This window comes from Diaphorobacter sp. B2A2W2 (genome assembly GCF_056730635.1).
Genome location: NZ_JBWZOR010000002.1, coordinates 300740 through 325215, shown reverse-complemented (window position 1 = coordinate 325215; position 24476 = coordinate 300740). Strand labels below are relative to the sequence as shown.

The following is a 24476-nucleotide window of genomic DNA, read 5'->3' as shown; positions in this document are numbered from 1 at the left end:
AACTTCTAACCGATATTAAGTAAAACTGAATGCTGGACTACGCTGGACTGGAAGCATTGGCCGCCGTGGTGCGCGAAGGCAGCTTCGAGCGGGCGGCGCGCCGCCTGCACGTAACGCCATCGGCCGTTTCGCAGCGCATCAAGCAGTTGGAGGAGCGCGTGGGACAGGTGCTGGTGCAGCGCGGCAGCCCCTGCACGGGCACCGACGCCGGCCGCCGGCTGTGCCTGCACCTGGAACAGGTGGCGCTGCTGGAAAACCAGTTGCGCCGTACCAACCCCGACCTGCTGCCCGACATGCCCGCGCCGGCACCAACGCTCAAGCTGGCCGTCAACGCGGATTCGCTGTCCACCTGGTTCATGGACGCCATGGCCGCCTTCACCGCGGGCGGCAACGAACTGCTGGACCTGCGCATCGACGACCAGGAGCACACGGGCGAGCGGCTGCGCCAGGGCGAGGTGATCGCCGCCGTCACCGCCACGGGCACGGCCATCGCCGGTTGCAACACCTGGCCGCTGGGCACCATGCGCTATGTGGCCGCCGCCAGCCCCGGGTTCATTGCGCGGCACTTTGCCGACGGTGTGACGGCCGCCACGCTGGCGCGCGCGCCGATCATGACCTTCGACCGCAAGGACCGTCTGCAAGACCAATGGATGCAGGCGCACGGCCTCACGTCGCGCACGCATGCACCCAGGCACTTCCTGCCGTCCAACTTTGGCTACGTGCGCGCCTGCGAGGTGGGCATGGGGTGGGGCATGCACCCGCTGACGCTGATCGGCCAGCAACTGGCCGAGGGCCGTTTGGTGCAGTTGCTGCCGAACACCGCCATGGACGTGCCGCTGTACTGGGCCCACCCGCGCACGGCGCAGGTGGCGCTGGAGCGCCTCACCCAGTGCGTGATGGCGGCGGCGCGCCAGTGGCTGGAGCCGCCGCTGGCGGCCTGAATCATCAAAAAGTAGAGCGCTTCGCGCTTGCAGGTAAAGCGCTGGAGCCTGTTTCTATGCCAATGTCTCGGGGCGGGCAATCGGCAACCCTGGCACCCAGCGCATGGACTGCACCAGCGCCGCCCCGCCCTGCCGCTGCGCAGCGATGGACGGGGTGACCAGATCGGCCACGGTGAAGCTGTCCAGCACTGCAAGGTAGGCCCGCGTGGCGTCGGACAGCACGGCTTGCAGACGGCAGTGGCTGCTCATGCGGCACTGGTTCAACTCGGCATTGAAGCACTCGACCATGTCGAAGTCGGTCTCCGTCATGCGCACGATCTGGCCCAGGTTGATCTCGCTGGCCGGCTTCATCAGGCGCATGCCGCCGCCACGCCCGCGCGTGGTGTCCAGCAGCCCATGGGCCGCGAGTTGCTGCACGATCTTCGTGAGATGGCTGCGCGAGATGCCGTGCGCCTCGGCCACCTCGCTGATGGTCACGGGCTGCTCGCGCTCCTGGCAGGCGGCGCAGTACATGAGCACGCGCAGCGTGTAGTCGGTCCACTGGGTCAGTCGCATGGTTGCACCAAGGGTTCACACAAAGATTCACTCTATGTGGATTTTAATGAATAAAATATTCATCACAAGTGAACCTTTAAGGAAGCCCCATGAATACCGCCACCTCTCCCTCCCTCGACCCTCGTCAGGCCATCGGCCAGATTGCCGTTGAACTGCCTGGCGCGACCGCCGTGTTCCGCCGCCTGAAGCTGGACTTCTGCTGCGGCGGCCAAGTGCCGCTGGAGCAGGCGGCCGCGGACAAGGGCCTGGACCTGCAGGCCGTGGTGGATGAGCTTTCCGCCCTGCAACGCCCCAACGAACTACCCGACGCGGGCACACCCACGGAACTGATCGACCACATCGTCGCGCGCTACCACGAAGTGCACCGCGCCCAGTTGCCCGAGCTGGTGCGCATGGCGCGCCGCGTGGAAGCCGTGCACCGCGACAACCCCAACACCCCGCACGGCCTGGCCGACGCGCTGGAAGAGATGCAGCAGGAGCTGCTGACCCACATGCACAAGGAGGAAGCCATCCTGTTCCCCATGCTGCGCAGCGGCGGCAACGCCTTCGTGACCCAACCCATCGGCATGATGCGCAGCGAGCACGTGGACCACGGCGAGGCACTGGAGCAGATCGCGCGCCTGACCAACGACATCACCCCGCCCATGGGCGCCTGCAACACCTGGCGCGCGCTGTATGCGGGCCTCGCGCAGCTCAGCGACGACCTGGTGAACCACATCCACCTGGAGAACAACGTGCTGTTCCCACAGTTCGAGGCCGGAGCCTCGCAAGGCTGCGGCAGCGGCTCGGCATGCTCGTGCAGCGGCGGCTGATGCCCGTCAGCGGCGCGCGCCAACGGGCGTGAGCCGCTAGGCGCGGACGGGGCCCGCATGGCGGCGCTCCGCGCCCTTGCGTAAAAAGCGTGAAAGCGGCCCGCGACTGCCGCTCACCCCCCTGGCGCAGCGCGCAGCGGGGCCAGCAGATCGCGCAAGCCGTTATGGTCCAGCTCGTACATCAGCGCGAGAAGCTGGCCGATCTCGCCGCGCGGAAACCCCTCGCGGGCGAACCAATGCAGGTAGTTGGCGGGCAGATCTGCAATCACCGTGCCACGGTGCTTGCCAAACGGCATCTCGCGCGTCAGCAGCAACTGCAGGCGCCGCGCATCGCAGCCCGGCACCGCAGGGCCCGCCCCTTCCATCACATTCCCAGTCCGCCGTAGCGGAACGCGATGCCCGTGAGCACGAAGCCCACCGACAGCAGCGTGACGGCCGCCACGTGCCACGCCATCAGCGGCAGCGTGCGTGCGCTCAGCGTGGGAATGACGCGCAACCGCGCATGGGCGGCCACCAACAGCGTGGCGGCCAGCAGCGCGAGCTTGAGCGATACGGCGCGTTCCAGTGGCGCATCAGGGCTGAACCACTGCCCCCAGTCGGGCACGAGTTGCAAGGCCATCCACAGCCCGGTGGCGACCTGGATGATCAGCGCGGGCATGCCCACGTGTTCGTAGCCCTGCTCGAAGTCCAGCAGCGCCTGGGGCGACCGCTGGCGCAGCGCGCGCGGCAGCACGGTGAATGCCAGCACCAGATGGCCGCCGGTCCAGACGGTGGCGGCCAGCAGGTGCAATGCAAAGACGTAGGGATACATGGCGCCGGTCCTCGGGCGTCAGGCGCGGCGCGCCTGCAGCGGATAGGCCGGGTCGGTGAAGCCCGGCGTCGACGGATGGCCGGGGGCCACCAGGCTGTCGATGAGCGCCTCGTCCTCGGGCGTGACCGCATAGTCCAGCGCCGGCAGGTAGTCCTGCCACTGCGCCAGCGTGCGCGGCCCGGCGATGACGGAGCTGACGCCGCGGTGCGCCAGCACCCAGGCCGTGGCGAACTGCGCAAGCGTGATGCCCCGGCCCTCGGCATGCAGTTTGAGCTGCTGGGCAATCTGGAGCGACTCCTCGCGGAACTCGGTCTCGCCCATGCGGCGGTCGCCGCGCCCGGCACGTGTGCCTTGCTGGGGTGCCTGGCCGGGCAGGTACTTGCCGGTCAACACACCGCGCGCCACAGGGCTGTAGGGCGTCACGCCCAGCCCGTAATGCTGGCAGGCCGGCAGGATCTCCACCTCGGGCATGCGGTTGAGCAGGTTGTAGTACGGCTGGCACACCACGGGGCCGGGCATGCCGATGCGGCGCGCACCGTGCACCAGCTCGGCAATGCGCCAGCCGCGGAAATTGGACACGCCCCAGTAGCGGATCTTGCCCGCCCGCAGCAGCGCATCGATGGCGAACAGCGGCTCTTCCAGGTCCACGCCCTCGTAGTCGCGGTGCAGGTAGAGGATGTCCACATGGTCCGTCTGCAGCCGCGTCAGGCTGGCTTCCACCTCGCGCAGCATCCAGGCGCGCGAGTAGCGGCCCTCGTTGGGCCGTTCAGACATCTTGTTGCCCAGCTTGGTGGCCAACACCCAGTCGTGGCGCTGGCCCTGCAGCAGCGTGCCCAGCATGCGCTCCGACGCGCCCTTGGTGTACACGTCGGCCGTGTCCATGTAGTTCACGCCATGCGCACGCGCGTGGGCCACGATGGAAGCGGCCTCGGCCTTATCCGTCTGGTCGCCGAACATCATCGTGCCCAGGCACAGCGTGGACACCTGGAGCTGGCTCTTGCCAAGAAAGCGGTATTGCATGGGGCAGCCTTCGCTATTGAAATAAGAGCTGCTAGCGCTTGATGGACGGGCGCTAGCGGCCAATTTGACGTAAACCTCAGTAATGCGGCGGCAGTTCGTCGCGCAGGCTGCGCACGGTGGCGCCGCCCCCCTCGGGCACCTGCTGGCGCAACTGCGCCACGGTGCGCGCCAGCTCGTCGATCTGTTGCTGCTGGCGGTAGATGGTCAGGTTGAGCTGGTCCAGCAGGTCTTCGGTGAAGGCGGCCTTGACCTCCAGCGCCTCCACCCGCTCCTGCGTGCGTGCGTCCACCATCGCCATCAACCCTTGAGCGCCTGCCCGAGGCGCGCCACGCCTTCGCGGATCTTGGCCACATCGGCCGTGGCGAACGACAGGCGCAGCGTGGCCGCATCGGGGTTCTGGCTGAAGAACGGCGTGCCGGGCACGAAGGCCACGCCCTTGTCGATCGCGCGTTTGGCCAATGCGCCGGCATCACGCTCCTGCCCGCGCGCCCCTGTCAGGCGCACCCACAGGAACAGGCCGCCGCGCGGCTGCACGAACTCCACCGCGTCGCCCAGTTCCGCACGCAGCGCATCGCCCATGGCCTGCGCGCGCTCGGCATACACGGCGCGCACATGGGCCAGCGTCGCGGGCATGGCGCCGCTCTTGAGGTACTGCGCGGCCGTGGCCTGGGCAAAGGTGCTGGTATGTGCATCGCTGAACTGCTTGCACATCACGGCGCGCGCCAACAGCTCGGGCGGTGCGATCAGCCAGCCCACGCGCAGGCCGGGGGACAGCACCTTGCTCAGGCTGCCGCAGTGCGCCAGCCACTCCCGACTGCCCGGCACCTGGGCCGAGAGCGCCAGCAGGCTGGACGGCGGCGCCTCGCCGAAGTACAGGTCGCCATAGGGGTCGTCCTCCACCACCAGTACCTGATGCCGCGCAGCCAGCTCCAGCACGCGCTTGCGGCGCTCCAGGCTCAAGGTGGCGCCGCTGGGGTTGCCAAAGGTAGGAATCAGGTAGACGAGCTTGGGGCGGTGCTCGACGATCAGCCGCTCCAGCGCATCGGGCTGCACGCCCTCGCCGTCCACGGGCGCGCTGATCACCTCAGCGCCATAGAGGCGAAAGCACTGGATGGTCGCGAGAAAGGTGGGGCCCTCGACGATCACCTTGTCGCCGGGGTTGATCATGGTCTTGCCGAGCAGGTCCAGCGCCTGCTGGCTGCCCGTGGTGACGATGAGCTGCTCGGGCGCCAGCCCCGCCACGCCCTTGCCTTGCATGAAGGTGGCCAGTTGCTCGCGCAGCGGCTGGTAGCCCTCGGTGGCGCCGTACTGCAGCGCGGCGCCGGGCTCCTCGGCCAGCACGCGCTCGCTGGCGGCGCGGATGCCGGCCACGTCGAACATGGCGCTGTCCGGGAAGCCGCCCGCAAAACTGATGATGCCGGGCTTGCCCAGCAGCTTGAACAGTTCGCGGATGGCGGAGGTTTCAACGTTATTCAGGCGGTCGGCAAAGGCAAGCGGCATGGACGGCAATCGGGTGGATGGGTGAAAGACGGTAGCCCCCATTGTCGCCAATTGCCGCGCAGCTTTCCTGCGGCGCGCCCCACAGCCGGCGACAATCGCCGCCCATGAAGCCTCAGGACATCGAGCCCTTCTTCGCGGCGCTGCAGGCCGCCAACCCGCAGCCCAACACCGAGCTGGAATACACCAACGTATTCGAGTTGCTGGCCGCCGTGCTGCTGTCGGCGCAGGCCACCGACGTGGGTGTAAACAAGGCCACGCGCCGGCTGTTTCCGGTCGCCAATACACCGCAGGCCGTTCTGGAGCTGGGCCTGGACGGCCTGGAGGGCTATATCAAGACCATCGGCCTGTACCGCACCAAGGCGAAGAACCTGATGCAGACCTGCCGCATCCTGGTGGAGCAGCACGGCGGCCAAGTGCCGCGCACGCGCGAGGCGCTGGAAGCCCTGCCCGGCGTGGGCCGCAAGACCGCCAACGTGGTGCTGAACGTGGCGTTCGGCCAGCCCACCATGGCGGTGGACACGCACATCTTCCGCGTGGGCAATCGCACCGGCCTGGCGCCCGGCAAGAACCCGCTGGCCGTGGAGATGCAGCTGCTGCAGCGCGTGCCACCACAGTATCTGGTGGACGCCCACCACTGGTTAATTCTGCTGGGCCGCTACGTGTGCCAGGCACGCAAACCGCGCTGCTGGGAATGCGTGGTCGCACCCTGGTGCGACTACGAGCCGAAGACGCCGGCGCCTTTCAACGCGAGTTGATCATCTTCGCGGCGGTGCTGCCGCGGCAGCCGCCGGCATCAGCGCACGCCCTGCGCCACCAGCTCAGCCACCAGCGGCTCTCCCAGGTAGTGCGGGCCGTCGAAGACCAGCACCTCCCACCCCTTGTAGGCATCGATCTGCGGCAGGAACTCCGCCGCCGTGGCGCTGCGGAACCCGCCTTCTGGCGCGGGGCGAAAAGCCTCGGCAATCATCTGCACGCGCGCCTGCCCCAGACGGTAGGTCAGCACCTGCAAGTACTTCAGCGCAACCTCCGGACTGCGCGCATGCACGCCCACGCCGTCCTGGAAGAACACCCCTACATCGGCCGGCAGCCAGCGCTCGATCCAGTCCGCCAGCGCGTGCGGGCCGAGGTTGGCGCTGTCATAGGCGCTGATCCACAGCGGGCGTGGCAACTGCGCCAGGCCCTGGGACCACTCTGGCCCCGGCAGCCAGGTGGGATCCACCTCCAGGGGGAAATACCAGCCACCCAGCTTCAGCGGGAGCCGCTGCACGATGGGCACCAGGACGTGCGCCTGCTCCACCAGAAGCGCCACCGAGGCACGTGCCTGCGCCTCTCCATGCATGGCCGCCAGTCCCACGATCACCTCCTGGGCCCAGGGCTCGGCGGCGATGCGCTCCCAGTCGGGTAGCTCAGCCGCGATTGGAGGCAGGCCGGTGCCCGGCACAAAAGCCTGTGAATCCACCGCCGTCCATTGCACCAACAGGCGGCGAACGCCCAGTTGCGCCCAGTTGCCCTGGGGGCGCAGCGTCCGCAGGCTGGGCTGCCACACCATGCCGCCGAGGTGGCGCAATGGCGCGCCGGACGACGGCGGCAAAGACACCGCGCACGGCAGCATGGCCGCCATGGCCGCGCGCCGTGTCAGGGTCAGGGCTTGCGCTGGCGGCTGGGTGAGGTCCACGTGTAGCCCATGGCCGTCAGGCCATCCACGATTTCCTTCAGGTGCGTATAACCGCGCCCGTCATACTTCTGCTCCTGGGACTCAACCGCCAGGAAGGGGTGGAAGAAGAACGAGGCAAAGCCGTCACGCACGACCTTCTGGTAGCGCGCGTTTTCCAGCACCTCCTTGGATGTCAGCTCCTCATCCGCTCCGAACTCGAAATACTGCAGGTTGCCCAGGTTCTCCGGCAGCACGCGCAGGCCGTAGCGGTCGCGCTCGATGACGAAGGGGAAGAACTGGTCCACCATGTAGTCCCCGGCCTTGAGGTCGGGCTGGTCGGACGTGTAGTACGTGTGCCGCTGGTAGCCCATCTCGTAGATCTGCGCGACGGCCTGCAGGGTGGACGGCGAGCCCACGTAGTGCGGCGTCTCCCACGCCACGGGCATATAGCCCAGGTCCAGCATCTGGCGCAGGCCGTTGTTGATGCGGTTCTTCGCCCAGTCCACGGAATCACGGGGCAGCGGGCGGTCGTTGACGGTGTCCCAGAACTCGTAGTCGATGCCCGTGGCACCCGATGCGTTGTTGATCATGCCCTCGGTCTGGTGCGTGGTGCCGTGCTGCAGGATCTCGCCGCCACGCGCCAGCGCGTAGTCCAGCGCCAGCCGCAGGTTGAGGGCGTTCGCCATGGGAATGTCGGTGGGCACGCCCGCGCTTTGGGCGCCCAGCGGGTCCTTGTAGTGCGGTACCACCCCCACCGAGAAAGGCACCTTGCGCTCAAACGCCAGGTCCACCACCCGCTTGAAGGCGACCGGGTTCACCTTCGCGTCCGCATCCTCGAAACGCATCATCGCCTGGTGGTTCTCGGCATGGTCGATGCCCAGCATGTCGTGCAGCAAGTCCGAGAAGATCACGTACCGGTCGCGCGGACCCGCGTAATCGAAGGGCGTATCGGCCACGAACCAGAAATTGCCCGACTGCAGCACATAGGGTCCCTGCTCGTTCGATGCCGGGTTGATGATGTCCGCATGCACGAGCGCCTTGGCGCCGTCGGTCACCTGGGTCATGAACATGTCCCACGCGGCGGCAGGCTCCCCGTTGATCGTCTTGACTGCCTTCTGGAACAACAGGCCCGGGTGCTTGCGGTAGTAGACATCGCTGAAAAAGCTCGGCTCCACGCCGGCCGGTGCGTTGTCCTTCGTGCGCGGCCCCACGGGTTGGAAGCCGCGTTGGCTCACGAATGCCGCGCCCTGCTCATCCGCCAGTTGCTGCAGGTTGCGACCCAGCCAGATCACGCGCTGGCTGGCCGCGGCCACGTCCTGCAAGAACGCTGCGGGAATGCTGTCGCTTTCGGCCCAGCCGATGTAGAACGTAGCCTGGTAGCCCGCCAGGCTTTGCGCCGCGTATTGCTCCACGGGCCGCATGTCCACCGCCGCATCGAAATGTCCCAGCAGGTTCTGCAGCATGATCGCGTAGCCCACCCCCATCTTGGCGAAGGGGCTGCCAGGCGGCTGGTCGTAGAGCACCAGCACGCGCGGCCCGGCCGGCTGCGCGCGCACGGGCGCCGGCATCGCGGCGATGGGGTCGCGCCGGACGGGGTCGTTGGTGCCAAACGGCGAGAGCGGCACGCTCGGCGCGCTGTAAAACGGATCACTTCCGCCACCACACGCGTGCAGCGCGAGGGCGCCCAGTACCACAAGGGTGTATCGCAACAGTCGGTTCATGGTCTCCTCCCGCGGCAGCCAAGGTTGAACAAAACGAATAGCAGCTCGCGCTCTTCCATCAAAGGTTTCATGCATAAAACACCTTGAAACCGTTTTGGATAAAGCGCTCCTAGCTATATTTATTGAAGCAAAATAAAAACTATCGATCGCTGCCGTCAGAAGACCAGCGCAGCGCGCAGGAACACGCCCTTGCCCCGCTCGTCGCCCGCAAGGCGCGCGCGGTACTGCAGCGACAGGTCCAGGTACGAACGCGGCGCGTTGTAGCGGTCCTCGCGGAACCAGCGGCGCAGCGCAATGCCCACGCCCGCGCCCGCAGCGCCGTTGTAGCCCGCGGCCGTGCGTGCGGAGTTGTAGTCCACACCCACCACTGCGTGCGGGAACAGCACCAGGCGCGAGTCCGCATCCCCCATGCGGAAGCTGCGCCCGGCCTGCGCCTCGAAGGTCACATAGTCCTGCTTGCGCTGCAGGAACCGCCCCGCCTCGGCATAGACGTTGAACGTGAACCAGTCCGGAACGTCCACGCGCAGGTCGGTGCCCACGCCGTAGGAATAACCGGCGCGCAGCAGCCAGTCGCTGAAGGACAACGAGCCGATGCGGATGCGCCGCTCGGCGGACAACACGAGGTTGTGGTCGCGCAAAGGCTTGGCGCGCACGCCCAGCGCGCCTTGCGTGGTGTCGCTGCCGCTCGTGCCGCCGTGGCGGCTGTAGACCGTCTGCACCACGCCGCCATAGATTTCCCAGAAGCTGCCGTCGCGATAGCCCTGCGGGCGCCAATAGGCCTCACCCACCAGTTGGGCGGCATCCCGGTACAGCCCGGGCACGGGCGAGATGGAGCCGGGAGACATGCCCCGGTAACCCAGCAACGCATTGATGCCCCAGGTGCGGGTGCGGTCCGCCAGCTCGCGCCGGGTGGCGAACTGCTGGCGGGGCGTCTGCTCCAGCCGTCCGGCTTCCACCGCATCGATGGTCTGCTGCAGGTAGTAGATGGCGCGGTCGTTCTCGGCCAGGCGGCTCGCGGTGTAGGCGCCGTCGGGTAACGCGGCGGCCGGCAGCGCGTCGTTGGCGTGCGCGCGGTCGAACACGGCCAGCGCGGTGCGGTCGTTGCCCACCCGGGCAGCGAGGTAGGCCAGATCGGGGTCTGCGCTGCCCACAAAATCCGGCCCCGCCATCGCGTGTGCGAACTGCTGCACGGCCTCGTCGCGCTGGCCTTCCTGCAGCAGCAGGTTGATTTCACTCGACAGGGACAGGCCTCCTGCCTGCAAGGCCGCGCGCGCATCGGCAGAGGCCTGCTCGCGCCGCCCCAGGTCGTGGTACACCCGGCTGCGCAGGGCCAGCACCTCCGCCCCGTCGGCGCGCGACTGCAGGGTGTCGTCAGCCTCGCGCAGAGCCTGCTCCACCTGGCCCGCGGCCACCAAGGCCTGCAGCCGCAACAGGCGGTACGGCAAATGCGCAGGCTGCAACCGCGCGGCTTCCTCGGCCTTGGCCGCGGCCAGTCCATAGTCGCGCTCGGTATAGGCGCGGAACGCCTCCTGCGCCACGGCACGCGCAGGGTCCGGCGCGTCCTGCCCGGGCCACACTTCGCAGCCGGGCGCCTGGGCGCTGCCAAAGCAATTGACAACCGGCAAGCGCAGGGAGAACGTCTGCAGGGATGCGGCCGAGATCGGCCGGCGCGTGGCGGCACGTATCTCAGCCTCTCGCCCCGACACATCCACGGCGCCGCCTTGCGCCAGCGGCTGCAGCAGGGCTTTAGCGCGTTCGGGCTGGCGCGCCGCGAGCGCCGCATCGGCGGCGATCACCCGGTAGTTCTGCTGCTCGTGCGGCGCAAGATCCGGCCTGCCGATCACACCGTCGAAAACCCGCGCCGCATCGTCCGTATGCCCCTGCGCCTGCAACGCCGCGCCGCGCAGGACTTGCAGTGCCGCGCCATCGCCCTGGGCCAGGCCCTGCTCGGCCACCTGCTGCGCCTGTGCATGGCGGCCCGCGGCCAACAGCAGGCCTACCCACTGCAGGCGATACGCCGGCACACCCGGGGCCTGTTCCGCTGCCGCCTGCGCATGGGCAAGGGCATCGCTGGCGCGGCCCTGCCGCTGCGCTTGCGATGCGGCTTCGAACTGCGCATAGGCGTGGCGCTGCCGCGCGGTGTCGCCCAACGCCTGCCATTGCGTATCGCCTTGCGGGGCGAAAGTCAATTCCGCCTCCCGTGCCTTGGCCTGCGCCTCCTCGTACAACCCGTTCTCGATGAGCAGGTAGGTCAGCAGGCGCTGGTAGTCGGCATTGGCAGGGGCGGCCTGCGCGGCCTCGCGCGCCCACGCCAGAGCGGCGGGCAACTCTGCACGCTCCACCGCTTCGTAGGCACGGCTGGCAGCGGCATAACCCGGGGCGCCGTCGGCCCGCCGAGGCCGTGGCACCTGCGCCATGCGCCGTTGCGCACGCACCGCAGGCGCAGGCTTGGCAAGCTGATCGGGCGGCGCCGCAACGGCCGGAGCCGCAGGCGTGCCGTGTTCCGACGCGGGTTCAGGCGCAGTCGCGGAAGGCGCAGCGGCGAGCACTGGTGCGGCGGGTGCTGCCTCGGGCTGCGCGACGACCGTGGCGCTTTCCTGCACGGGTGCGGGTGGGGGCTGCAATTCACGCAGTGCCTGGGCAATGCGCGCATCGCCCGGATGGCGTGACCGCTGGGCCCGCAGCAACGCCGCGGCACGCGCGGGCTGGCCAAAGCGCTGGTACGCCTGGGCCAGGTGCAGCGCAATCGCGGTGTTCTCTGGAGCGAGCCGGTGGGCATGTTCCAGCTCGGCAATCGCGCGCGTGCCGTCGCCGCGGGCCATCGCATCGAAGGCCTTGTCGATGTGGGGATAGACCTGGAACCGCTTCAGCGGACTGATGTCGGGGCCCAGGTCCAGGGTCTGCGCCGGGGCGCCCGTGGAGGCCAGCATGACGGCGAGGGCAAGAATGCGGGGGGCGAAATTCATGATGACGGCCTTCTCAAGCAATGGCCCGGACGGTGGGCTGCGCATTGGCGCGGCACAGCAGTTGCTCCATGGTGACCTGCAGCTGCTGCTGCAGCTGCAGCGCCTCCTGCACGGCCGACTCCGTCAGAACGCCATGCTCCACGAGGAAGGCGCCCAGGCTGGCATCGGACTTCTCCTTTTGCAGCAGCAGGGCACCCAGCACCGCCTGGTCAATCTTGCCCACGGCCAGAAGCACGTCGCCCAGCAGCAACTGGCGCGAGAGATAGCGGGCCCAGATGCCCCGCGCCTCTTCGGCGGTAACGCGCTGCTGCTGCACGGCCTGCGCCAGCAGGTCGCGTGCGGATTCTGTGCCGTGGTGTGCATACAGGCGCCGCAGTTCCACGGTGACCTCGCCCTTGGGCACGATGACGTAGCGCACGGTACGTCCCAGCTTGCGCTCGATGGCGGCCAGCGACACCGGGTCGATCGCCGCCTCGCTGGCCACCACCAGGACCCGTCCCTGCTCGCGCAGCGGCACGACGCTATAGCGCAGCGCCACGGCCGCAGGCACCAGTGCCGCCAGGTCGCTGTCCACGGCCTGCCCTCCCAGGGTTTCCCATGGCACGCCGGCCTGCTCGGCAACCGCCGCAGCCAACTGCTGGGGCGTGATGACGTCACGGTGCACAAGCGCTGCGCCCAGACGCAGCCCGCGCATGGGATGCTCCAGCGCATCAAGCAGTTGCGCCTCGGTCAGGGCGCCTTGGTGGACCAGAATCTGCCCCAGTGCGCGATGCTGACGCGGCCCTTCGCCCAAGAGGGGAAACTCGTGGTCCGTCTTGACCCACGCCATGCGCCGCAGGTCCTTGGCGCGCCATGCCTGGGCCAGCGCCCGCCAGGCGGCAAGGAAGTTGATGAAGTTGCCCCACAGCAGCCGGGGCACCGACAGCAATCCCTGCACCACGCCGTAGTAGCTGGTGACGAAAAACACGCGCTGCACGATGCGGTTGAACATGAGCACCAAGTTGGCCAAGAGCAGCGCATGGAACCACCAGTCGCCCTCGAAGACCGAGAGGAACCGGTAGGCATCCGGCACCAGGCGCTGGTAGAGCCAGATGCCGATCAGCTGCATGGCCAGCAGCGTGGCCGTGAAGCTGGCGAAATTGGTGATGATTCCCTTGCGGTCGCGCCAGAGGAAGTAGTTCAGCACGGCACTGTGCGTCCAGCGCAGCGTACGAAAACCCTGGATGACGATGCCCGTGATCCAGCGGGACTTCTGCCGGACGGCGGCGGCCACGGTGTCAGGGAAGAATTCGCGCACGGAGATGACGCTGGCCTCGCGTTCGCTGCGCAGGGGCACGCGCTCCGGCGAGGGCGTGCGACCAATGTGATCGTCCTCCTCGACGGGAAAGCGCACGAACACCTCCTGCATGCCCAGCTGCTTGAGGCGAAAGCCGATGTCGTAGTCCTCGGTCAGGCTCTGCGTGTCAAAGGCAATGCCGTCGCCCTGTTGCAGCAGGGCCATGATGGCGCGACGGCTGAAGCACGTCCCCACGCCCGCGCTTGGCACCTGGCCGACCAAGGCCTCGCGCACCACGATGTCCTTGCCGTGCAGCTCCGCAAACTCGTCAAGGTAGTGCCCGCCGGTGAAATCGTTCCAGGGCCGCTCCAGCGGGTACACGGGCAGCTGGATGAGGTCCTTGCGGTTGACCAGGTAGTTGAACAGCCGCAGTTCCAGCTTGGAGAGCACGTCCTCGGCATCGTGCAGGATGAAGCCGGCAAAGCGCACGCCAGAACGCTTTTCGAACTGCAGGATGGCGTCCACCACATTGTTCAGGCAATCGGCCTTGCTGGTCGGTCCGGGACGCGCGCAGACCACCGTGTGCACGTTGGGAAAGCGTGCACGCACCTGCTCCACGTCGGCATGCGTTTGCGGGTCGTTGGGATAAGTGCCGATGAAGATGTGGTAGTTCTCGTAGTCCAGCGTGGTGGCGGCCAGTTGCGCCATCTGGCCAATCACGCCGTGCTCCTGCCAGGCGGGCACCATGATGGCCAGCGGCTTCTCCTCGGCGTCGTAGAGCGTCTTGTAGTTCAGCGGCGCGTGGCGTGCGTACACCGTGAAGGCGCGCCAGACGCGGCGGACCCAGTAGGCGATATCGATGAACAGGTCATCCAGGCTGCTGATGAAGATGACGACAGCCACCCCGATCGCCACCATCTTGAGCAGGTAGAGATAGGCGGTAAAAACATCTATCCAGGACATGGTGCGGCTCCTCTAGACACTCAGGGCCGCAACCGCGGGCGCAGCCGCATGTGCGGGCGCGGGCGCGGGCGCGGGCGCCAGCATCTGCTCCAGCCGTGCCACGATGCGCTGGGACGCATGGCCATCCCCAAAGGGGTTGGCTGCGGCCTGCATGCGGCGGTAAGCCTCTCCGTCGTCCATCAGATGGCGCACGGAGCGCACGATCAACTGGCGGTCGGCCCCAACCAGCGCGGCGCAGCCCGCATCGATGACCTCCGGCCGCTCGGTTTCTTCACGCAGTACCAGCAGCGGCACCTTGAAGGTCGGCGCCTCTTCCTGCAGACCACCCGAGTCCGTGAGCAGCAGCCAGGCATCGGCGATCGCCTGCTGCATGGCCAGGTAGTCCAGCGGCGCCGTCAGGCGCACATTGGGCAGCGCACCCAGGTGCCGGTGCACGGGGTCGCGTACCACGGGATTGAGGTGCACCGGGAACAGCACGGTCATCCACGGGAACTCGCGGGCGATGTCGGCAATGGCCGCACACACGTTGTCGATGTCAGGCCCCCAGTTCTCGCGCCGGTGCATGGTGACGAGGATATGGCCGCGACCTTGCACACGACGGCGGATGTGATGGCGCTCGCACACCCACAATTGCGCGTCCACCACCGTATTGCCGGTCACCAGGATGTCGCGCGAGGCGATCCCCTCACGCTCCAGCGCCTGCGCTGCACGCAAAGTGGGCGCGAAGTGCAGGCGGCTGATGCGGCTGATCATCTGCCGCAGTCCTTCCTCGGGGAACGGGCGGCGCAGGTTGTAGGTGCGCAGCCCAGCCTCGACATGCAACACCGGCAGGCCATGGGAGAAACCCGCCAGCGCTCCCTGGAACGCGCTTTCGGTGTCGCCCTGCACGATGACGGCGCTCCAGGACTGCTGCCCCATCACGCCTTCCAGTTGGCGGCGGCACCCGAGGCTGAAATCCAGGAGCGTGCTTCCCTGGCGCTCGAGCACATGGTCGGGCCGGATATCGAAGCAGTCCAGCATCTGCACGGCCATGTCGCTGTGCTGGCCGGTGTGCAGCCACACGGGGCGAACACTTTGCGCGCCTCGCAGGGCGTGATATACCGGTGCCAGCTTGATGATCTCGGGGCGCGTGCCGGAAATGATCAGGACGGGAGCGGGCTGTTCATCGATGCAAGTCATAAGGTGCCTCTCTTCCCCTTCAACCTATCGATCAGCAGCCCCCGGGGGCCACTGCCGCGTAGCCGCTGGCATCACGCGCCGTGATTTTCACGCACCCTTACCAGGGTTTCAATAGGTCACTTGGTAGAGAAGATTCTTACTACTTTTTCATCAATTGGCAAATTCGATCGATAGTATTTAACTATTTACCCGGTGCGTGATAGGACGGCTTCTGGTTGCACAGCCCCTTCGAATTCCTCATGCGCCCATCCTGAAGATGGCAAGTGCCGGCAAGACACTTAGCGCATCGCTCCGTCCACCCCGGCCGCTTGAAAACTCGCCATCTCGCGCAGCACGCGGCATGCCGACTCCAGCAACGGCCAAGCCAGAGCGGCACCTGAGCCTTCTCCCAAGCGCAGCCCCAGGTCCAGCAGCGGCTGCGCCTGCAAAGCCTGCAGCATGTGGCCATGGCCCCGTTCGCCGGAGCGATGGGCAAACACACAGCGCTGCAGCACGGCAGGCGCCAGGCGCACGGCCACCAGCACAGCCGCGCAGGTGATGAAGCCGTCGACCACGATCACACGACGCTCGGCGGCGGCCTGCAGCACGGCGCCGGTGAGCGTGGCGACTTCAAAACCACCCAGGGCGGCCAGGGCCTCCAAGGGCTGCGTAGCACCGGCGTTGGCCGCCAGCGCCTGCTCCAGCACGGCCTGCTTGCGCGCGATGCCTGCCGCATCCAGTCCCGTACCGGCACCCGTGCACTCGGCCAGCGGCACGCCTGCCAGACGCGCCAACAACAGCGACGCCACGGACGTGTTGCCGATGCCCATCTCGCCCAGCAGCAGCGCGTTGCCGGGCATGGCGCGCACGATATCCATGCCGTTGCGCAGCGCCTGGGCGCACTGCGCCTCGGTCATCGCAGGGCCGACGCTCGCGTCCTGCGTGCCCGCCGCCACACGGCAGTGCACCAGACGGGGCGCACCGGGGACGGCGTCGCGTGCGGGTACTTCGCGCGCCACGCCACAGTCGGCCACGGTGAGCTGAAGGCCGTGCTGGCGCGCCAGCACGCTTACGGCTGCGCCGCCTGCCAGAAAGTTCTCGACCATCTGCCAGGTCACGTCGCTCGGATAGGCCGATACGCCCTTGGCCGCCAGGCCATGGTCGCCCGCGCACACCAGCATCTGCGGCGCCTGCAGCATCGGTGATTCGGTACCTTGGATCTGGCCCAGACGGAGGGCGAGTTGCTCCAGGCGCCCCAACGCACCCAGTGGTTTGGTCTTGTTGTCCAGCTTGTGCTGCAGGGCCTGCGTCAGCGGCAGATCGGTGAGGTCAGCAACGAAAGGCAGGTCAATGATCATGGCGTGTTTCGATTGTCAAAAAAAGGTCCAGCGCGGCCCCGACTCACGGGGCGCACATCAAGAGGTGGCCGTATTGCGGGGCGGGCCCCATGCGTTGTGGCTGGCTTATGCCGGTGCGGTCTGGCGACTGCACTGCGCCGCAGCTTGGTCGCACCGCAGATGCGCGATGAGCGGCTGCTGGTCGTCGCGCTGCCCCCATTGCTCGAAGTACACCAGGTCTTCCACGGGCAGGCGCGGAAGCCAGCCAGCGGTTTCCAGTTCGGGCTTGGCGTGGAAGTGGCTGACGTAGCCGACACACAGGTAGGCGATGGGGGTGATGCCTTTGGGAATACCCAGCGCCTGCTGCAGGTCGGCCTGGTGAAAGATGCTCACCCATCCCACCCCAAGCCCCTCGGCGCGCGCGGCGAGCCACAGGTTTTGCACGGCACAGACGCTGCTGTACAGGTCCATGGTTTTCATGTGGGTACGCCCAACCACCACCGGACCGGTGCGCTCGCGGTCGCACGTGATGCAGATGCCGATGGGCGACTCCAGAATGCCCTCGAGCTTGAGACGCTGGTATACCGCGCGCTTGTCGCCCTCGAACATACCGGCCGCTTCGGCATGGGCCTTGGCGAAGGCATCATGCACCCGGCGCTTGGTGTTCTGCGAACGGACCACGAGGAAGTTCCATGGCTGCATGAAGCCTACGGAAGGTGCATAGTGCGCCGCGGTCAGGATGCGGCTGAGCACCTCGTCCGGTACCGGGGTGGGCAGAAACTGCCCGCGCACATCACGGCGTGAAAAAATGGTGTGGTAAATGGCGTCGCGGGCCTCTTGCGTAAAGGCGTGAACGCTTAGCGTGGCTTGCGCCTGCGCGGTATTCATGGCAGTCCCCTGTGCGTGAATAGGTCGCACGCTGCCTGGCCTTGCAGCGCGATGAACGTTCAGGCCGGTCTTCTGGCTTGGATTCATCTGACCCGCCGCGCCTTCCCGGCCTTGGCGGCCAGTGGCATTGAGCGGGGGTCATCTTCCTTACAGCGTTGGGCACGCGGCGGACTCCAACCGCCTTCCCGATTCTCCCTTTGCCTTGCGACAGCGGGCACCTGAGGACGGGGATGATAACAACCGCAGTTATCGTCCTTTACTGCACAGCGAGGGCATCCAACACCCCAGGCTCGAAGTGCCGTGCGATGCCGGCGGCCAACCCCTCAAACACCGCATCCAGCGTCGGAGCATCGGCACCGAACAGTGCCCGCAGCACGGCTGCGTCCTCGAACAGGCCATGCAGGTACAGGCCCAGCACATTGCCCCCGGGGTTCTGCCACGCCAACCCGGGAATGAGTTCGCGCGCCACATCGCCGCTGGCTGCCATGGCCGGGTGCTGAGCAGTCTGGCCGTGGTGGATTTCGTAGCCTTGCACAGCCACGCCGGCGAGATGCCGCCAGGCACCTTGTACGGCGCCGAAGCACTGGCGCGTGGGCCGCACGGTCTTGGTGGCCTCGAAGCTCGTCACCAACGGCAGCAGGCCCAGGCCGGGGCCATTGCCGTCTACCCCCACGGTGTCGATCAACGCCTCGCCGAGCATCTGTAGCCCACCGCAGACTCCCAGCACACGGCCACCGCGTGCCGCATGCGCAGCAATCGCCGCGTCCAACCCCTGTGCGCGCAGCCAGGCCAGGTCAGCCGCCGTGGCCTTGCTGCCGGGCAGGACGATCCAGTCGGCGCCCTCCACATCCGCGGGGCTGCGCGCCCAGGACAGACGCACACCCGGCACATTTTTGAGCGGCTGGAATTCGTCCAGATTGCTGATGCGCGGATACGCCACCACGGCGATGCGCGTATGCACGGCACCCGCGGCGGTGGAGCGCATGTCGAACACGCCGTCCTCCTCGGGCAGGCCGTGGTTCCACTGCATCGGAATGGTGGCGACGACGGGCACTCCGGTCTTGTCCTTCAGCATTTGCGGCGCGGGCGCCAGCAGTGCCTCGTCGCCCCGGAACTTGTTGAGTACGAAGCCTGCGATGAGCGCGCGTTCTTCCTCGGGCAGCAACGCCCATGTGCCAAACAGGTGGGCAAAGGCGCCGCCGCGGTCGATATCCGTCACCAGCAGGCAGCGCGCCTCAGCATGGCGCGCCACGCGCATGTTGACCACGTCGCTGGCGTGCAGATTGATCTCGGCCGGCGAGCCCGCGCCTTCGATGACCACCACGTCGTTCTCTGCCCGCAGTGCGTCCAGCGCCGCCGCGATCTGCGGCCACACACGCTGGCTACGGCCGCGCCATGGCAGTTGCGAAAGCTCATCGCTCACCTGTCCCAGCAGCACCACCTGGCTCTTCGTGTCGGCTTCGGGCTTGAGCAGCAGCGGGTTCATGCGCACGTCGGGCACGGCCCGCGCTGCCAGCGCCTGGAAATACTGGGCACTGCCAATCTCGCCGAACTGGTCGCCCGGTGCAGCCACCACGCGCGCGTTGTTGCTCATGTTCTGCGCCTTGAAAGGCGCCACCTTCAGGCCCTGGTTGCTGTAGTAGCGGCACAGCGCGGTGGCCAGCCAGCTCTTGCCCGCGCCGCTGGTGGTGCCCAGCACCATGACGCAGCGCGCCGGCCCGGGTCGGGTCTTGTTCATTGCGATTCCTTGTAGAGGCGCCACGATACCTCCAGCGCCCGCTGCGACTGCGGTGGCAACACGCCCAGGCGCACATGCCCGGGCAGGCCAAACGAGGTGCAGTCGCGCAGCTTGACGCCGCGCGCGCGCAGCCATTGCAGGAAGGTCCCTACATCCTGCACCGGCGGACATGCCGTGAAGAAGTTGGCGAGACTGCCCGGCGCAACGGCCCAGCCCAGGGCCGCGCACAGCGCCAGTTGCGCGGCCTTCCATTCGCGCAGGGGCGCCAGCGATTGCGCTAGCCATGCCTGCGTATCCGGCCGGACCCAAGCCGCCAACAGGGCAACACCGTCGGCACCAACCGGCCAGGAGGCCGCCAGCGCCTGCACAGCGGCGACACTGCCATCGGCGACCGCGGCACTCGGCGCAATGGCATAGGCCGCGCGTACGCCGGTCAGGCCCAGCGCCTTGTTGGGCGTCCACATCTGCCAGGCGGCATCAGGCGCTACGGCGGCGGCTCCCTCCAGGCGCAGGGGTGCATAGGCACAGTCCAGTACGCGCAACACGCCGACAGGGGCCGGGGCGCACCACGCCGTCAGTGCAGCATCGGTCGTTCCCAACGGGCTGGCGGGCTCGCACGCCCAGTGCAGCGCCGGCTCAGAAGAAGGTGTGTGGCGGCAGTCCAGCTCCCACACCTGGGCCGCGCGGGTGTAGTCGCCGTAGCCATGCGCGGGCACAGCGACCTGGCGCACGCCGCTGCGTGCCGCGTGCGCGGTGACGCGATGAATGAACTCGCTGGCGCTGGCGGCGAGCACCACGCGCTGCACCGCCACGCCGTGGAACGTGGCAATCTGCGCGCGCAGCGCGGTGTAGGCCGGGTCGGGGTAGTGGGTGAAGTCACTCTGCCGGAGCGCCACGATGGCCTGCGGACAAGGACCGCAGGCGTTGGCGTTGGTGGAGAAGTCATGCAGCGGCACGCCCAGCGCATCCGGGCCGCCGTGCTGTGGCGCATGGTCAGACATGGGTGTGCACTATAGCTATCAATAACAGAGCTGTTACCGCAAGCACCACAAGCGCTAGCAGTGTTTTTGATGCCAAATGCACCGCACGCTGCGTGTCCGCGGCCTGGGGCGCACGCCCGGGGGCGTTCAACACGTACACACCAGGTTTGGACAGGCGCACCCCCAACGCCAGCGCCATCGCCCCCATGGGCCACCCGCCGTTGGGCGACGGCGTGAGACGCGACTGCGCGCGCAGATCAGTCCAGCGGGCGCCTTTGCCACGCGACACACCCCACAACAGCACCGCCGTGATGCGCGCGGGCAGCCAGGACAGCACATCGTCCGCACGCGCCGTCCACTTGCCCGCCCATTTCCAGTAGCGCCCACCGCGCATGCCGGGGTATCCCCACATCGCGTCGGCCGTATTGGCAAAGCGGTAAAGCGCCGCACCGGGCAGGCCCAGCAGCACGAACCAAAACAGCGGCGCAATCACGGAGTCGCTGAGGTTTTCGGCCAGGGATTCAATGGCGCTCTCGCGCACGGCCGCCGCATCGAGCCCTTGCACATCACGGCTGACCAGCCAGGACAGTCGCTCGCGCCCCGCATCTAGCGACTGCGCCAGCGCATCTTCCACCGCCAGCACTTCCCCGCGCAGCATGCGCCAGGCCAGCATAGGTTTCAGCAGCAATCCCACTACGAGCGCTGCACCCCAGACGGGAAGCAACGCGATGGCGACCCACTGCAAAGCGCCGGATACTATTAAAACGATAGCTGCTAGCGCACACCAGACAAGCGTTGCAGCGCAAAAAGACCGCATATCCCGGCCTGTGGCCTGCAGCGGCGCGATGCGCATCCCTGCCCACCCCAGCACCCGCCCCATCCACACGACGGGGTGAAAGGCAGCGGGGGGCTCGCCCCAGCGGCCGTCGATGGCCAGCGCCAGCAGCAGGGCGCAAGCCAGGAGGAAAGGATCCAGAGTCCAGAGCGGCATGGGGCGAGCCTAACGTGAATACAAGCGATACACGGAAGCCGCGCGGTTCGCGCTAACTCATGCTTTGTCGGACACCGGATCTGCTGACCACACGTTTCAATGCGCCGTCTGTCGGCACTAACCCCCCGCTCATCCTTCGTTCCAAACACATGCAATGAATTCTGCCTAGCATGCCGGCATGCAACTCCCGCACGCACCTTCCAGACAGCACTGGCCTCAGACTGCCGAACGCGGTTTCACCGTCATCGAGCTGATGGTGGTGGTGACCATCATGGCCGTCCTTGCAGCGCTTGCTACGCCTAGTTTCACTCCGATCATTGAAGGATGGCGCGTGCGGCAGGCAGCCAACGGCCTGGAATCCACACTGTATTACGCGCGATCCGAAGCTATCAAGCGGGGGGGCAATGTCGTCATACAGAAGTTGCCCAACAGCACGAGTTGCACGACAGCTAATGTGAACGACTGGAACTGCGGCTGGCAAGTTTTGTCCTGCAGCAGTATCAACGCCAGCGGCACCTGCGCTGACCCTGAAGTGCTTCAGAGCTTTGAAACACCTGCCAGGCTAGAGGTCACGCGAAGCAGCGGTGGCGAGCGCATTCAACTCAACCGCTGGGGCTTGGTGGATGGCACCTGGCTTGGGTTCAGTCTGGTTCCACTGGGCAAGAGCCTTTCCAACTCCGCCGCACGAGGCGTCTGCATGAGCTCGGGCGGGCGAGTCCGAATCATCCCCCCCGAGGATATCCCTTGCACCGGGTAACACCCATGAAAACACCTTTTCCAACCCAACGCCAGCGCGGGATCACACTGATCGAGTCCCTGGTCGCTATTGTCATTGCTGCCCTGGGCATCCTGGGCATCCTTGGCGTGCAATTGCGTACTTTGAGCGATACGCAAACGACAGTACGACGGGCGCAGGCTATACGCTTGATTGAAGATCTGAGCGAGCGCTTGAAGGTACACCCCAATGCTCTAGGCAACGTGGGCGACTACACCTCCGGTTATACCGATCTACCCACCACTGGCGACTGCGCAAGCGCCGCATGCACCCGCGATCAACTGGCGAACTACGACCTGCGCGTATGGAAGCAGGCCGTCGCCAACACCCTTCCCCTGGGCCGTGCCAGCATCTTCACGGCTGCCGCCGAGCCCGCGGCGGGTAATCAGCGCCAGCTTGGCGTGATCATCGCCTGGCGCGAGAACGAACGCAGCACCGAAGACGCCTACAAAGACGAGATCAACGCCAGCAAGATCAAGCAGAGCGACGGATCGTTTGCCGATGCCACGGGAGGCGGCACAAATACTTGTCCCGATGGTTTTACCTGCCACCTGCAATACATCCCCGTTTCTGCGCGCTGCGCACCCTATCTGGGTGGAGGCTTCACGCAGTATTTCTGCCCGGGGGCCTGACACATGCGTACCCAAACTATCCTTTCAGCGGCCGGTCCATTGAAACAGCGTGGTGTCACGCTAATCGAACTGATGGTCGGCCTTTCGATCGGCCTGTTAGTAGTGGCAGTGGCCCTCGGCGCGCTGATGGTCTCGCGTGGTGTGACAGGCACTGTCAGCGACGCCAGCGGCATACAGCAACAAGCCTCTTATGCCATGCGCATCATTGGGCAGCAATTACGCCAGTCGGGTTCGTTATTTCTGGATCTGAATCCCAGCGGCGCCACTACCGAGGCTGCAGGCAGCCTGGCTCTTGTTCCGGTGGGGTTTGTGGCCACGATCGGCACCCCTGGTGGAGGTTTGGACACATTCGATCCGGCTACCAACGCACTTGGCGGAACTGCCAGCCCGGTAGCACTCACCGCGGGCTACAGCCGCTATATGGAGCCCCTGTTTCCTGGCGGCACGGCCCAGTACACCGGACGCAATTGTCTGGGCGGGCCGGCCGATACCAATACCACTCATCAACGAATCGAAAGCACCTTCTCCTTGAATGGCAGTGAACTGCGCTGCAGAGGCAACGGTGCGACGGCCCAACCCCTCGTGCAAAACGTTGCCAATTTCCAGGTGCGCTACCTGCTACAGGACAACACATCCACGCCGGGCAACCCACAAATCCGCTATTTCACGGCGGACAACATCCCAGACGCCGACGGCAATGGCCAACCCGACTGGTCTCGAATACAAGCCGTGGAGGTTTGCCTAGTACTCTACGGCAACGAGGCCATCGACATGCCCCCAGGCAGTAGCTACACGGACTGCGACGGTTCTACGCAGGTCAACATGACTTCTCTGACCGGAGCGCGCGCGCGGCGCATGCACATCCCGTTCCGTAACGTTTTTCAATTGCGCAGCCAAGGGCTGGTCGGCTCCGCGCTTTAACTTTTCATCACCATGCCACACGTGCCATACACCGTGCGTCGCTTCCAAGACGGAGTTGCGCTCTTCACGGTCATTGTGTTCATCATGCTCTCGATGCTACTGGCCCTGTGGGCATCGCGCACCTCGCTCTTTAATGAGATGGTAGTGAGTAACGATGCCGACTACCAGCGTGCCTTCGAAGCCGCGCAAGCCTTGCTGCAAGACGCCGAACTGGACATCCGCGGTGAAAACCCGAACGGGAGCATGTGTGTCGGCGCTGGAAACGTGTGCCGCACGGCCACGGCAGAAAAAATTCCGCTGGAGGCGAAGGACATTGGTCCGCTACTAAGCAGCCTGGAGGCCCACCTCGGCCAATGCCGTAATGGTTTGTGCGCCAAGCGCACCGGCAGCCAGGATTTTTGGAATAACAAGGACAGTACCAAAGGCATCACGTTCGGGCAAATGACGACGGCCCGGGCGGACGGTACAACCGCCGGTGCGCGCTACGGGCAGTTCACGGGCGCGCAGTGGGAGAGTTCAAGTGACAAACCTATTAATCCCATTTTGGCAGATCGCTCCTCCTCCGGAAGGGGAGGTTGGTACTGGATTGAAGTATTGCCCTATGACGAAAGCAGCAAAAATTCTGGAGTGATCGTAGGCACAGCCAACAATCTGCTGCCATTGAACCTGACACCTAGTGTCATCTACCGTATTACAGCCGTGGCCCAAGGTCTCAAGTCCAGCACTCAAGTGGTATTGCAACAGTCATACGCACAGCAAAAGCTCAAGGATTAATTTTCGTTATTAACGAATGAGCATCACGCATTTGTTCCGCAAGTGCCTAACGCAGTATTCAAC

General features: G+C 66.3%; 23 protein-coding genes and 1 riboswitch. Of the genes, 7 read left to right on the top strand and 16 right to left on the bottom strand.

Annotation, left to right across the window (positions count from 1 at the left end; genetic code table 11):
• The first annotated feature begins 29 nt into the window (after positions 1-29).
• Positions 30-941 carry an HTH-type transcriptional regulator ArgP gene (locus AC1PPL_RS04735; protein ID WP_047349479.1) on the top strand — a complete coding sequence of 304 codons (912 nt, stop codon included), beginning with the start codon at positions 30-32 and terminating at the stop codon, positions 939-941.
• Positions 942-995: 54 nt separating this feature from the next.
• Here AC1PPL_RS04735 and AC1PPL_RS04730 read toward each other — a convergent pair whose 3' ends face one another.
• A complete protein-coding gene (locus AC1PPL_RS04730; protein ID WP_479972764.1) occupies positions 996-1496 on the bottom strand; it encodes an RrF2 family transcriptional regulator in 501 nt (166 codons plus the stop codon).
• An 89-nt stretch (positions 1497-1585) separates the two neighbouring features.
• Here AC1PPL_RS04730 and ytfE point away from each other — a divergent pair, with 89 nt between their 5' ends.
• A complete protein-coding gene (gene ytfE, locus AC1PPL_RS04725) occupies positions 1586-2308 on the top strand; it encodes an iron-sulfur cluster repair protein YtfE (RefSeq protein ID WP_015913884.1) in 723 nt (240 codons plus the stop codon).
• A 113-nt stretch (positions 2309-2421) separates the two neighbouring features.
• Here the strand turns inward: ytfE and AC1PPL_RS04720 are convergent, their stop codons facing one another.
• From AC1PPL_RS04720 to AC1PPL_RS04700, 5 genes are all read right to left on the bottom strand, one after another.
• A complete protein-coding gene (locus tag AC1PPL_RS04720; RefSeq protein ID WP_313562338.1) occupies positions 2422-2673 on the bottom strand; it encodes a DUF3820 family protein in 252 nt (83 codons plus the stop codon).
• On the bottom strand, positions 2673-3119 hold the full coding sequence (locus AC1PPL_RS04715; protein ID WP_047349477.1) for a CopD family protein: 447 nt from the start codon (positions 3117-3119) through the stop codon (positions 2673-2675). Before AC1PPL_RS04715 ends, AC1PPL_RS04720 begins: the two co-directional genes overlap by 1 nt.
• A gap of 18 nt (positions 3120-3137) precedes the next feature.
• Positions 3138-4139, bottom strand: coding sequence for an aldo/keto reductase (locus AC1PPL_RS04710; RefSeq protein WP_479972763.1), 1002 nt, complete (start codon positions 4137-4139; stop codon positions 3138-3140).
• A gap of 76 nt (positions 4140-4215) precedes the next feature.
• The gene (locus tag AC1PPL_RS04705; protein ID WP_011806292.1) at positions 4216-4431 is read right to left on the bottom strand and encodes a SlyX family protein; all 216 of its coding nucleotides are present in this window, start codon (positions 4429-4431) and stop codon (positions 4216-4218) included.
• A 5-nt stretch (positions 4432-4436) separates the two neighbouring features.
• Entirely contained in the window at positions 4437-5639 is a 1203-nt protein-coding gene (locus AC1PPL_RS04700) for an aminotransferase-like domain-containing protein (protein ID WP_479972762.1), read from the bottom strand.
• Between the two features lie 104 nt (positions 5640-5743).
• Here AC1PPL_RS04700 and nth point away from each other — a divergent pair, with 104 nt between their 5' ends.
• Entirely contained in the window at positions 5744-6394 is a 651-nt protein-coding gene (gene nth / locus AC1PPL_RS04695) for an endonuclease III (RefSeq protein WP_479972761.1), read from the top strand.
• A gap of 38 nt (positions 6395-6432) precedes the next feature.
• On the opposite strand, the gene AC1PPL_RS04690 is transcribed toward nth, so the two are convergent.
• The 10 genes from AC1PPL_RS04690 to cbiB form a co-directional block, all read right to left on the bottom strand.
• Positions 6433-7314 carry an alpha-amylase family protein gene (locus tag AC1PPL_RS04690; RefSeq protein ID WP_479972760.1) on the bottom strand — a complete coding sequence of 294 codons (882 nt, stop codon included), beginning with the start codon at positions 7312-7314 and terminating at the stop codon, positions 6433-6435.
• Positions 7281-9014, bottom strand: coding sequence for a DUF2334 domain-containing protein (locus AC1PPL_RS04685; RefSeq protein ID WP_479972759.1), 1734 nt, complete (start codon positions 9012-9014; stop codon positions 7281-7283). The genes AC1PPL_RS04690 and AC1PPL_RS04685 overlap by 34 nt, the downstream gene beginning before the upstream one ends.
• A gap of 155 nt (positions 9015-9169) precedes the next feature.
• The gene (locus tag AC1PPL_RS04680) at positions 9170-11980 is read right to left on the bottom strand and encodes an NfrA family protein (RefSeq protein ID WP_479972758.1); all 2811 of its coding nucleotides are present in this window, start codon (positions 11978-11980) and stop codon (positions 9170-9172) included.
• A 13-nt stretch (positions 11981-11993) separates the two neighbouring features.
• A complete protein-coding gene (nfrB, locus tag AC1PPL_RS04675) occupies positions 11994-14219 on the bottom strand; it encodes a cyclic di-3',5'-guanylate-activated glycosyltransferase NfrB (protein WP_479972757.1) in 2226 nt (741 codons plus the stop codon).
• 12 nt (positions 14220-14231) lie between these two features.
• A complete protein-coding gene (gene wecB / locus AC1PPL_RS04670) occupies positions 14232-15398 on the bottom strand; it encodes a non-hydrolyzing UDP-N-acetylglucosamine 2-epimerase (protein WP_479972756.1) in 1167 nt (388 codons plus the stop codon).
• Between the two features lie 278 nt (positions 15399-15676).
• Complete coding sequence (cobT, locus tag AC1PPL_RS04665) at positions 15677-16735, bottom strand: nicotinate-nucleotide--dimethylbenzimidazole phosphoribosyltransferase (RefSeq protein ID WP_287924371.1); 1059 nt, start codon at positions 16733-16735, stop codon at positions 15677-15679.
• Positions 16736-16840: 105 nt separating this feature from the next.
• Complete coding sequence (bluB, locus tag AC1PPL_RS04660) at positions 16841-17602, bottom strand: 5,6-dimethylbenzimidazole synthase (RefSeq protein WP_479972755.1); 762 nt, start codon at positions 17600-17602, stop codon at positions 16841-16843.
• Positions 17603-17647: 45 nt separating this feature from the next.
• A riboswitch (cobalamin riboswitch) is annotated at positions 17648-17839 on the bottom strand.
• 19 nt (positions 17840-17858) lie between these two features.
• Positions 17859-19340 carry a cobyric acid synthase gene (locus AC1PPL_RS04655; RefSeq protein ID WP_479972754.1) on the bottom strand — a complete coding sequence of 494 codons (1482 nt, stop codon included), beginning with the start codon at positions 19338-19340 and terminating at the stop codon, positions 17859-17861.
• A complete protein-coding gene (locus AC1PPL_RS04650) occupies positions 19337-20341 on the bottom strand; it encodes an aminotransferase class I/II-fold pyridoxal phosphate-dependent enzyme (RefSeq protein WP_479972753.1) in 1005 nt (334 codons plus the stop codon). Before AC1PPL_RS04650 ends, AC1PPL_RS04655 begins: the two co-directional genes overlap by 4 nt.
• A complete protein-coding gene (cbiB, locus tag AC1PPL_RS04645) occupies positions 20334-21311 on the bottom strand; it encodes an adenosylcobinamide-phosphate synthase CbiB (RefSeq protein WP_479972752.1) in 978 nt (325 codons plus the stop codon). Before cbiB ends, AC1PPL_RS04650 begins: the two co-directional genes overlap by 8 nt.
• A gap of 178 nt (positions 21312-21489) precedes the next feature.
• Here cbiB and AC1PPL_RS04640 point away from each other — a divergent pair, with 178 nt between their 5' ends.
• Genes AC1PPL_RS04640 through AC1PPL_RS04625 form a run of 4 tightly spaced genes read left to right on the top strand, consistent with a single transcriptional unit; the run spans position 21490 to position 24413 of the window.
• Positions 21490-22068 carry a GspH/FimT family pseudopilin gene (locus AC1PPL_RS04640; RefSeq protein ID WP_479972751.1) on the top strand — a complete coding sequence of 193 codons (579 nt, stop codon included), beginning with the start codon at positions 21490-21492 and terminating at the stop codon, positions 22066-22068.
• Positions 22069-22073: 5 nt separating this feature from the next.
• The gene (gene pilV / locus AC1PPL_RS04635; protein ID WP_479972750.1) at positions 22074-22718 is read left to right on the top strand and encodes a type IV pilus modification protein PilV; all 645 of its coding nucleotides are present in this window, start codon (positions 22074-22076) and stop codon (positions 22716-22718) included.
• 3 nt (positions 22719-22721) lie between these two features.
• Entirely contained in the window at positions 22722-23639 is a 918-nt protein-coding gene (locus AC1PPL_RS04630) for a PilW family protein (protein WP_123675938.1), read from the top strand.
• Positions 23640-23651: 12 nt separating this feature from the next.
• Positions 23652-24413, top strand: coding sequence for a pilus assembly PilX family protein (locus AC1PPL_RS04625; RefSeq protein ID WP_409450914.1), 762 nt, complete (start codon positions 23652-23654; stop codon positions 24411-24413).
• Positions 24414-24476: the final 63 nt, after the last annotated feature.

Bases quoted from the DNA above. Each gene is read 5' to 3' on its own strand.
- cobT (WP_287924371.1), bottom strand. From the start codon at position 16,735: ATGATCATTGACCTGCCTTTCGTTGCTGACCTCACCGATCTGCCGCTG.
- wecB (WP_479972756.1), bottom strand. From the start codon at position 15,398: ATGACTTGCATCGATGAACAGCCCGCTCCCGTCCTGATCATTTCCGGC.
- AC1PPL_RS04730 (WP_479972764.1), bottom strand. From the start codon at position 1,496: ATGCGACTGACCCAGTGGACCGACTACACGCTGCGCGTGCTCATGTAC.
- AC1PPL_RS04680 (WP_479972758.1), bottom strand. From the start codon at position 11,980: ATGAATTTCGCCCCCCGCATTCTTGCCCTCGCCGTCATGCTGGCCTCC.
- AC1PPL_RS04640 (WP_479972751.1), top strand. From the start codon at position 21,490: ATGCAACTCCCGCACGCACCTTCCAGACAGCACTGGCCTCAGACTGCC.
- AC1PPL_RS04705 (WP_011806292.1), bottom strand. From the start codon at position 4,431: ATGGTGGACGCACGCACGCAGGAGCGGGTGGAGGCGCTGGAGGTCAAG.
- ytfE (WP_015913884.1), top strand. From the start codon at position 1,586: ATGAATACCGCCACCTCTCCCTCCCTCGACCCTCGTCAGGCCATCGGC.
- AC1PPL_RS04720 (WP_313562338.1), bottom strand. From the start codon at position 2,673: ATGGAAGGGGCGGGCCCTGCGGTGCCGGGCTGCGATGCGCGGCGCCTG.
- cbiB (WP_479972752.1), bottom strand. From the start codon at position 21,311: ATGCCGCTCTGGACTCTGGATCCTTTCCTCCTGGCTTGCGCCCTGCTG.
- AC1PPL_RS04715 (WP_047349477.1), bottom strand. From the start codon at position 3,119: ATGTATCCCTACGTCTTTGCATTGCACCTGCTGGCCGCCACCGTCTGG.
- pilV (WP_479972750.1), top strand. From the start codon at position 22,074: ATGAAAACACCTTTTCCAACCCAACGCCAGCGCGGGATCACACTGATC.
- AC1PPL_RS04650 (WP_479972753.1), bottom strand. From the start codon at position 20,341: ATGTCTGACCATGCGCCACAGCACGGCGGCCCGGATGCGCTGGGCGTG.
- nfrB (WP_479972757.1), bottom strand. From the start codon at position 14,219: ATGTCCTGGATAGATGTTTTTACCGCCTATCTCTACCTGCTCAAGATG.
- AC1PPL_RS04630 (WP_123675938.1), top strand. From the start codon at position 22,722: ATGCGTACCCAAACTATCCTTTCAGCGGCCGGTCCATTGAAACAGCGT.
- bluB (WP_479972755.1), bottom strand. From the start codon at position 17,602: ATGAATACCGCGCAGGCGCAAGCCACGCTAAGCGTTCACGCCTTTACG.
- nth (WP_479972761.1), top strand. From the start codon at position 5,744: ATGAAGCCTCAGGACATCGAGCCCTTCTTCGCGGCGCTGCAGGCCGCC.
- AC1PPL_RS04655 (WP_479972754.1), bottom strand. From the start codon at position 19,340: ATGAACAAGACCCGACCCGGGCCGGCGCGCTGCGTCATGGTGCTGGGC.
- AC1PPL_RS04685 (WP_479972759.1), bottom strand. From the start codon at position 9,014: ATGAACCGACTGTTGCGATACACCCTTGTGGTACTGGGCGCCCTCGCG.
- AC1PPL_RS04700 (WP_479972762.1), bottom strand. From the start codon at position 5,639: ATGCCGCTTGCCTTTGCCGACCGCCTGAATAACGTTGAAACCTCCGCC.
- AC1PPL_RS04710 (WP_479972763.1), bottom strand. From the start codon at position 4,139: ATGCAATACCGCTTTCTTGGCAAGAGCCAGCTCCAGGTGTCCACGCTG.
- AC1PPL_RS04735 (WP_047349479.1), top strand. From the start codon at position 30: ATGCTGGACTACGCTGGACTGGAAGCATTGGCCGCCGTGGTGCGCGAA.
- AC1PPL_RS04625 (WP_409450914.1), top strand. From the start codon at position 23,652: ATGCCACACGTGCCATACACCGTGCGTCGCTTCCAAGACGGAGTTGCG.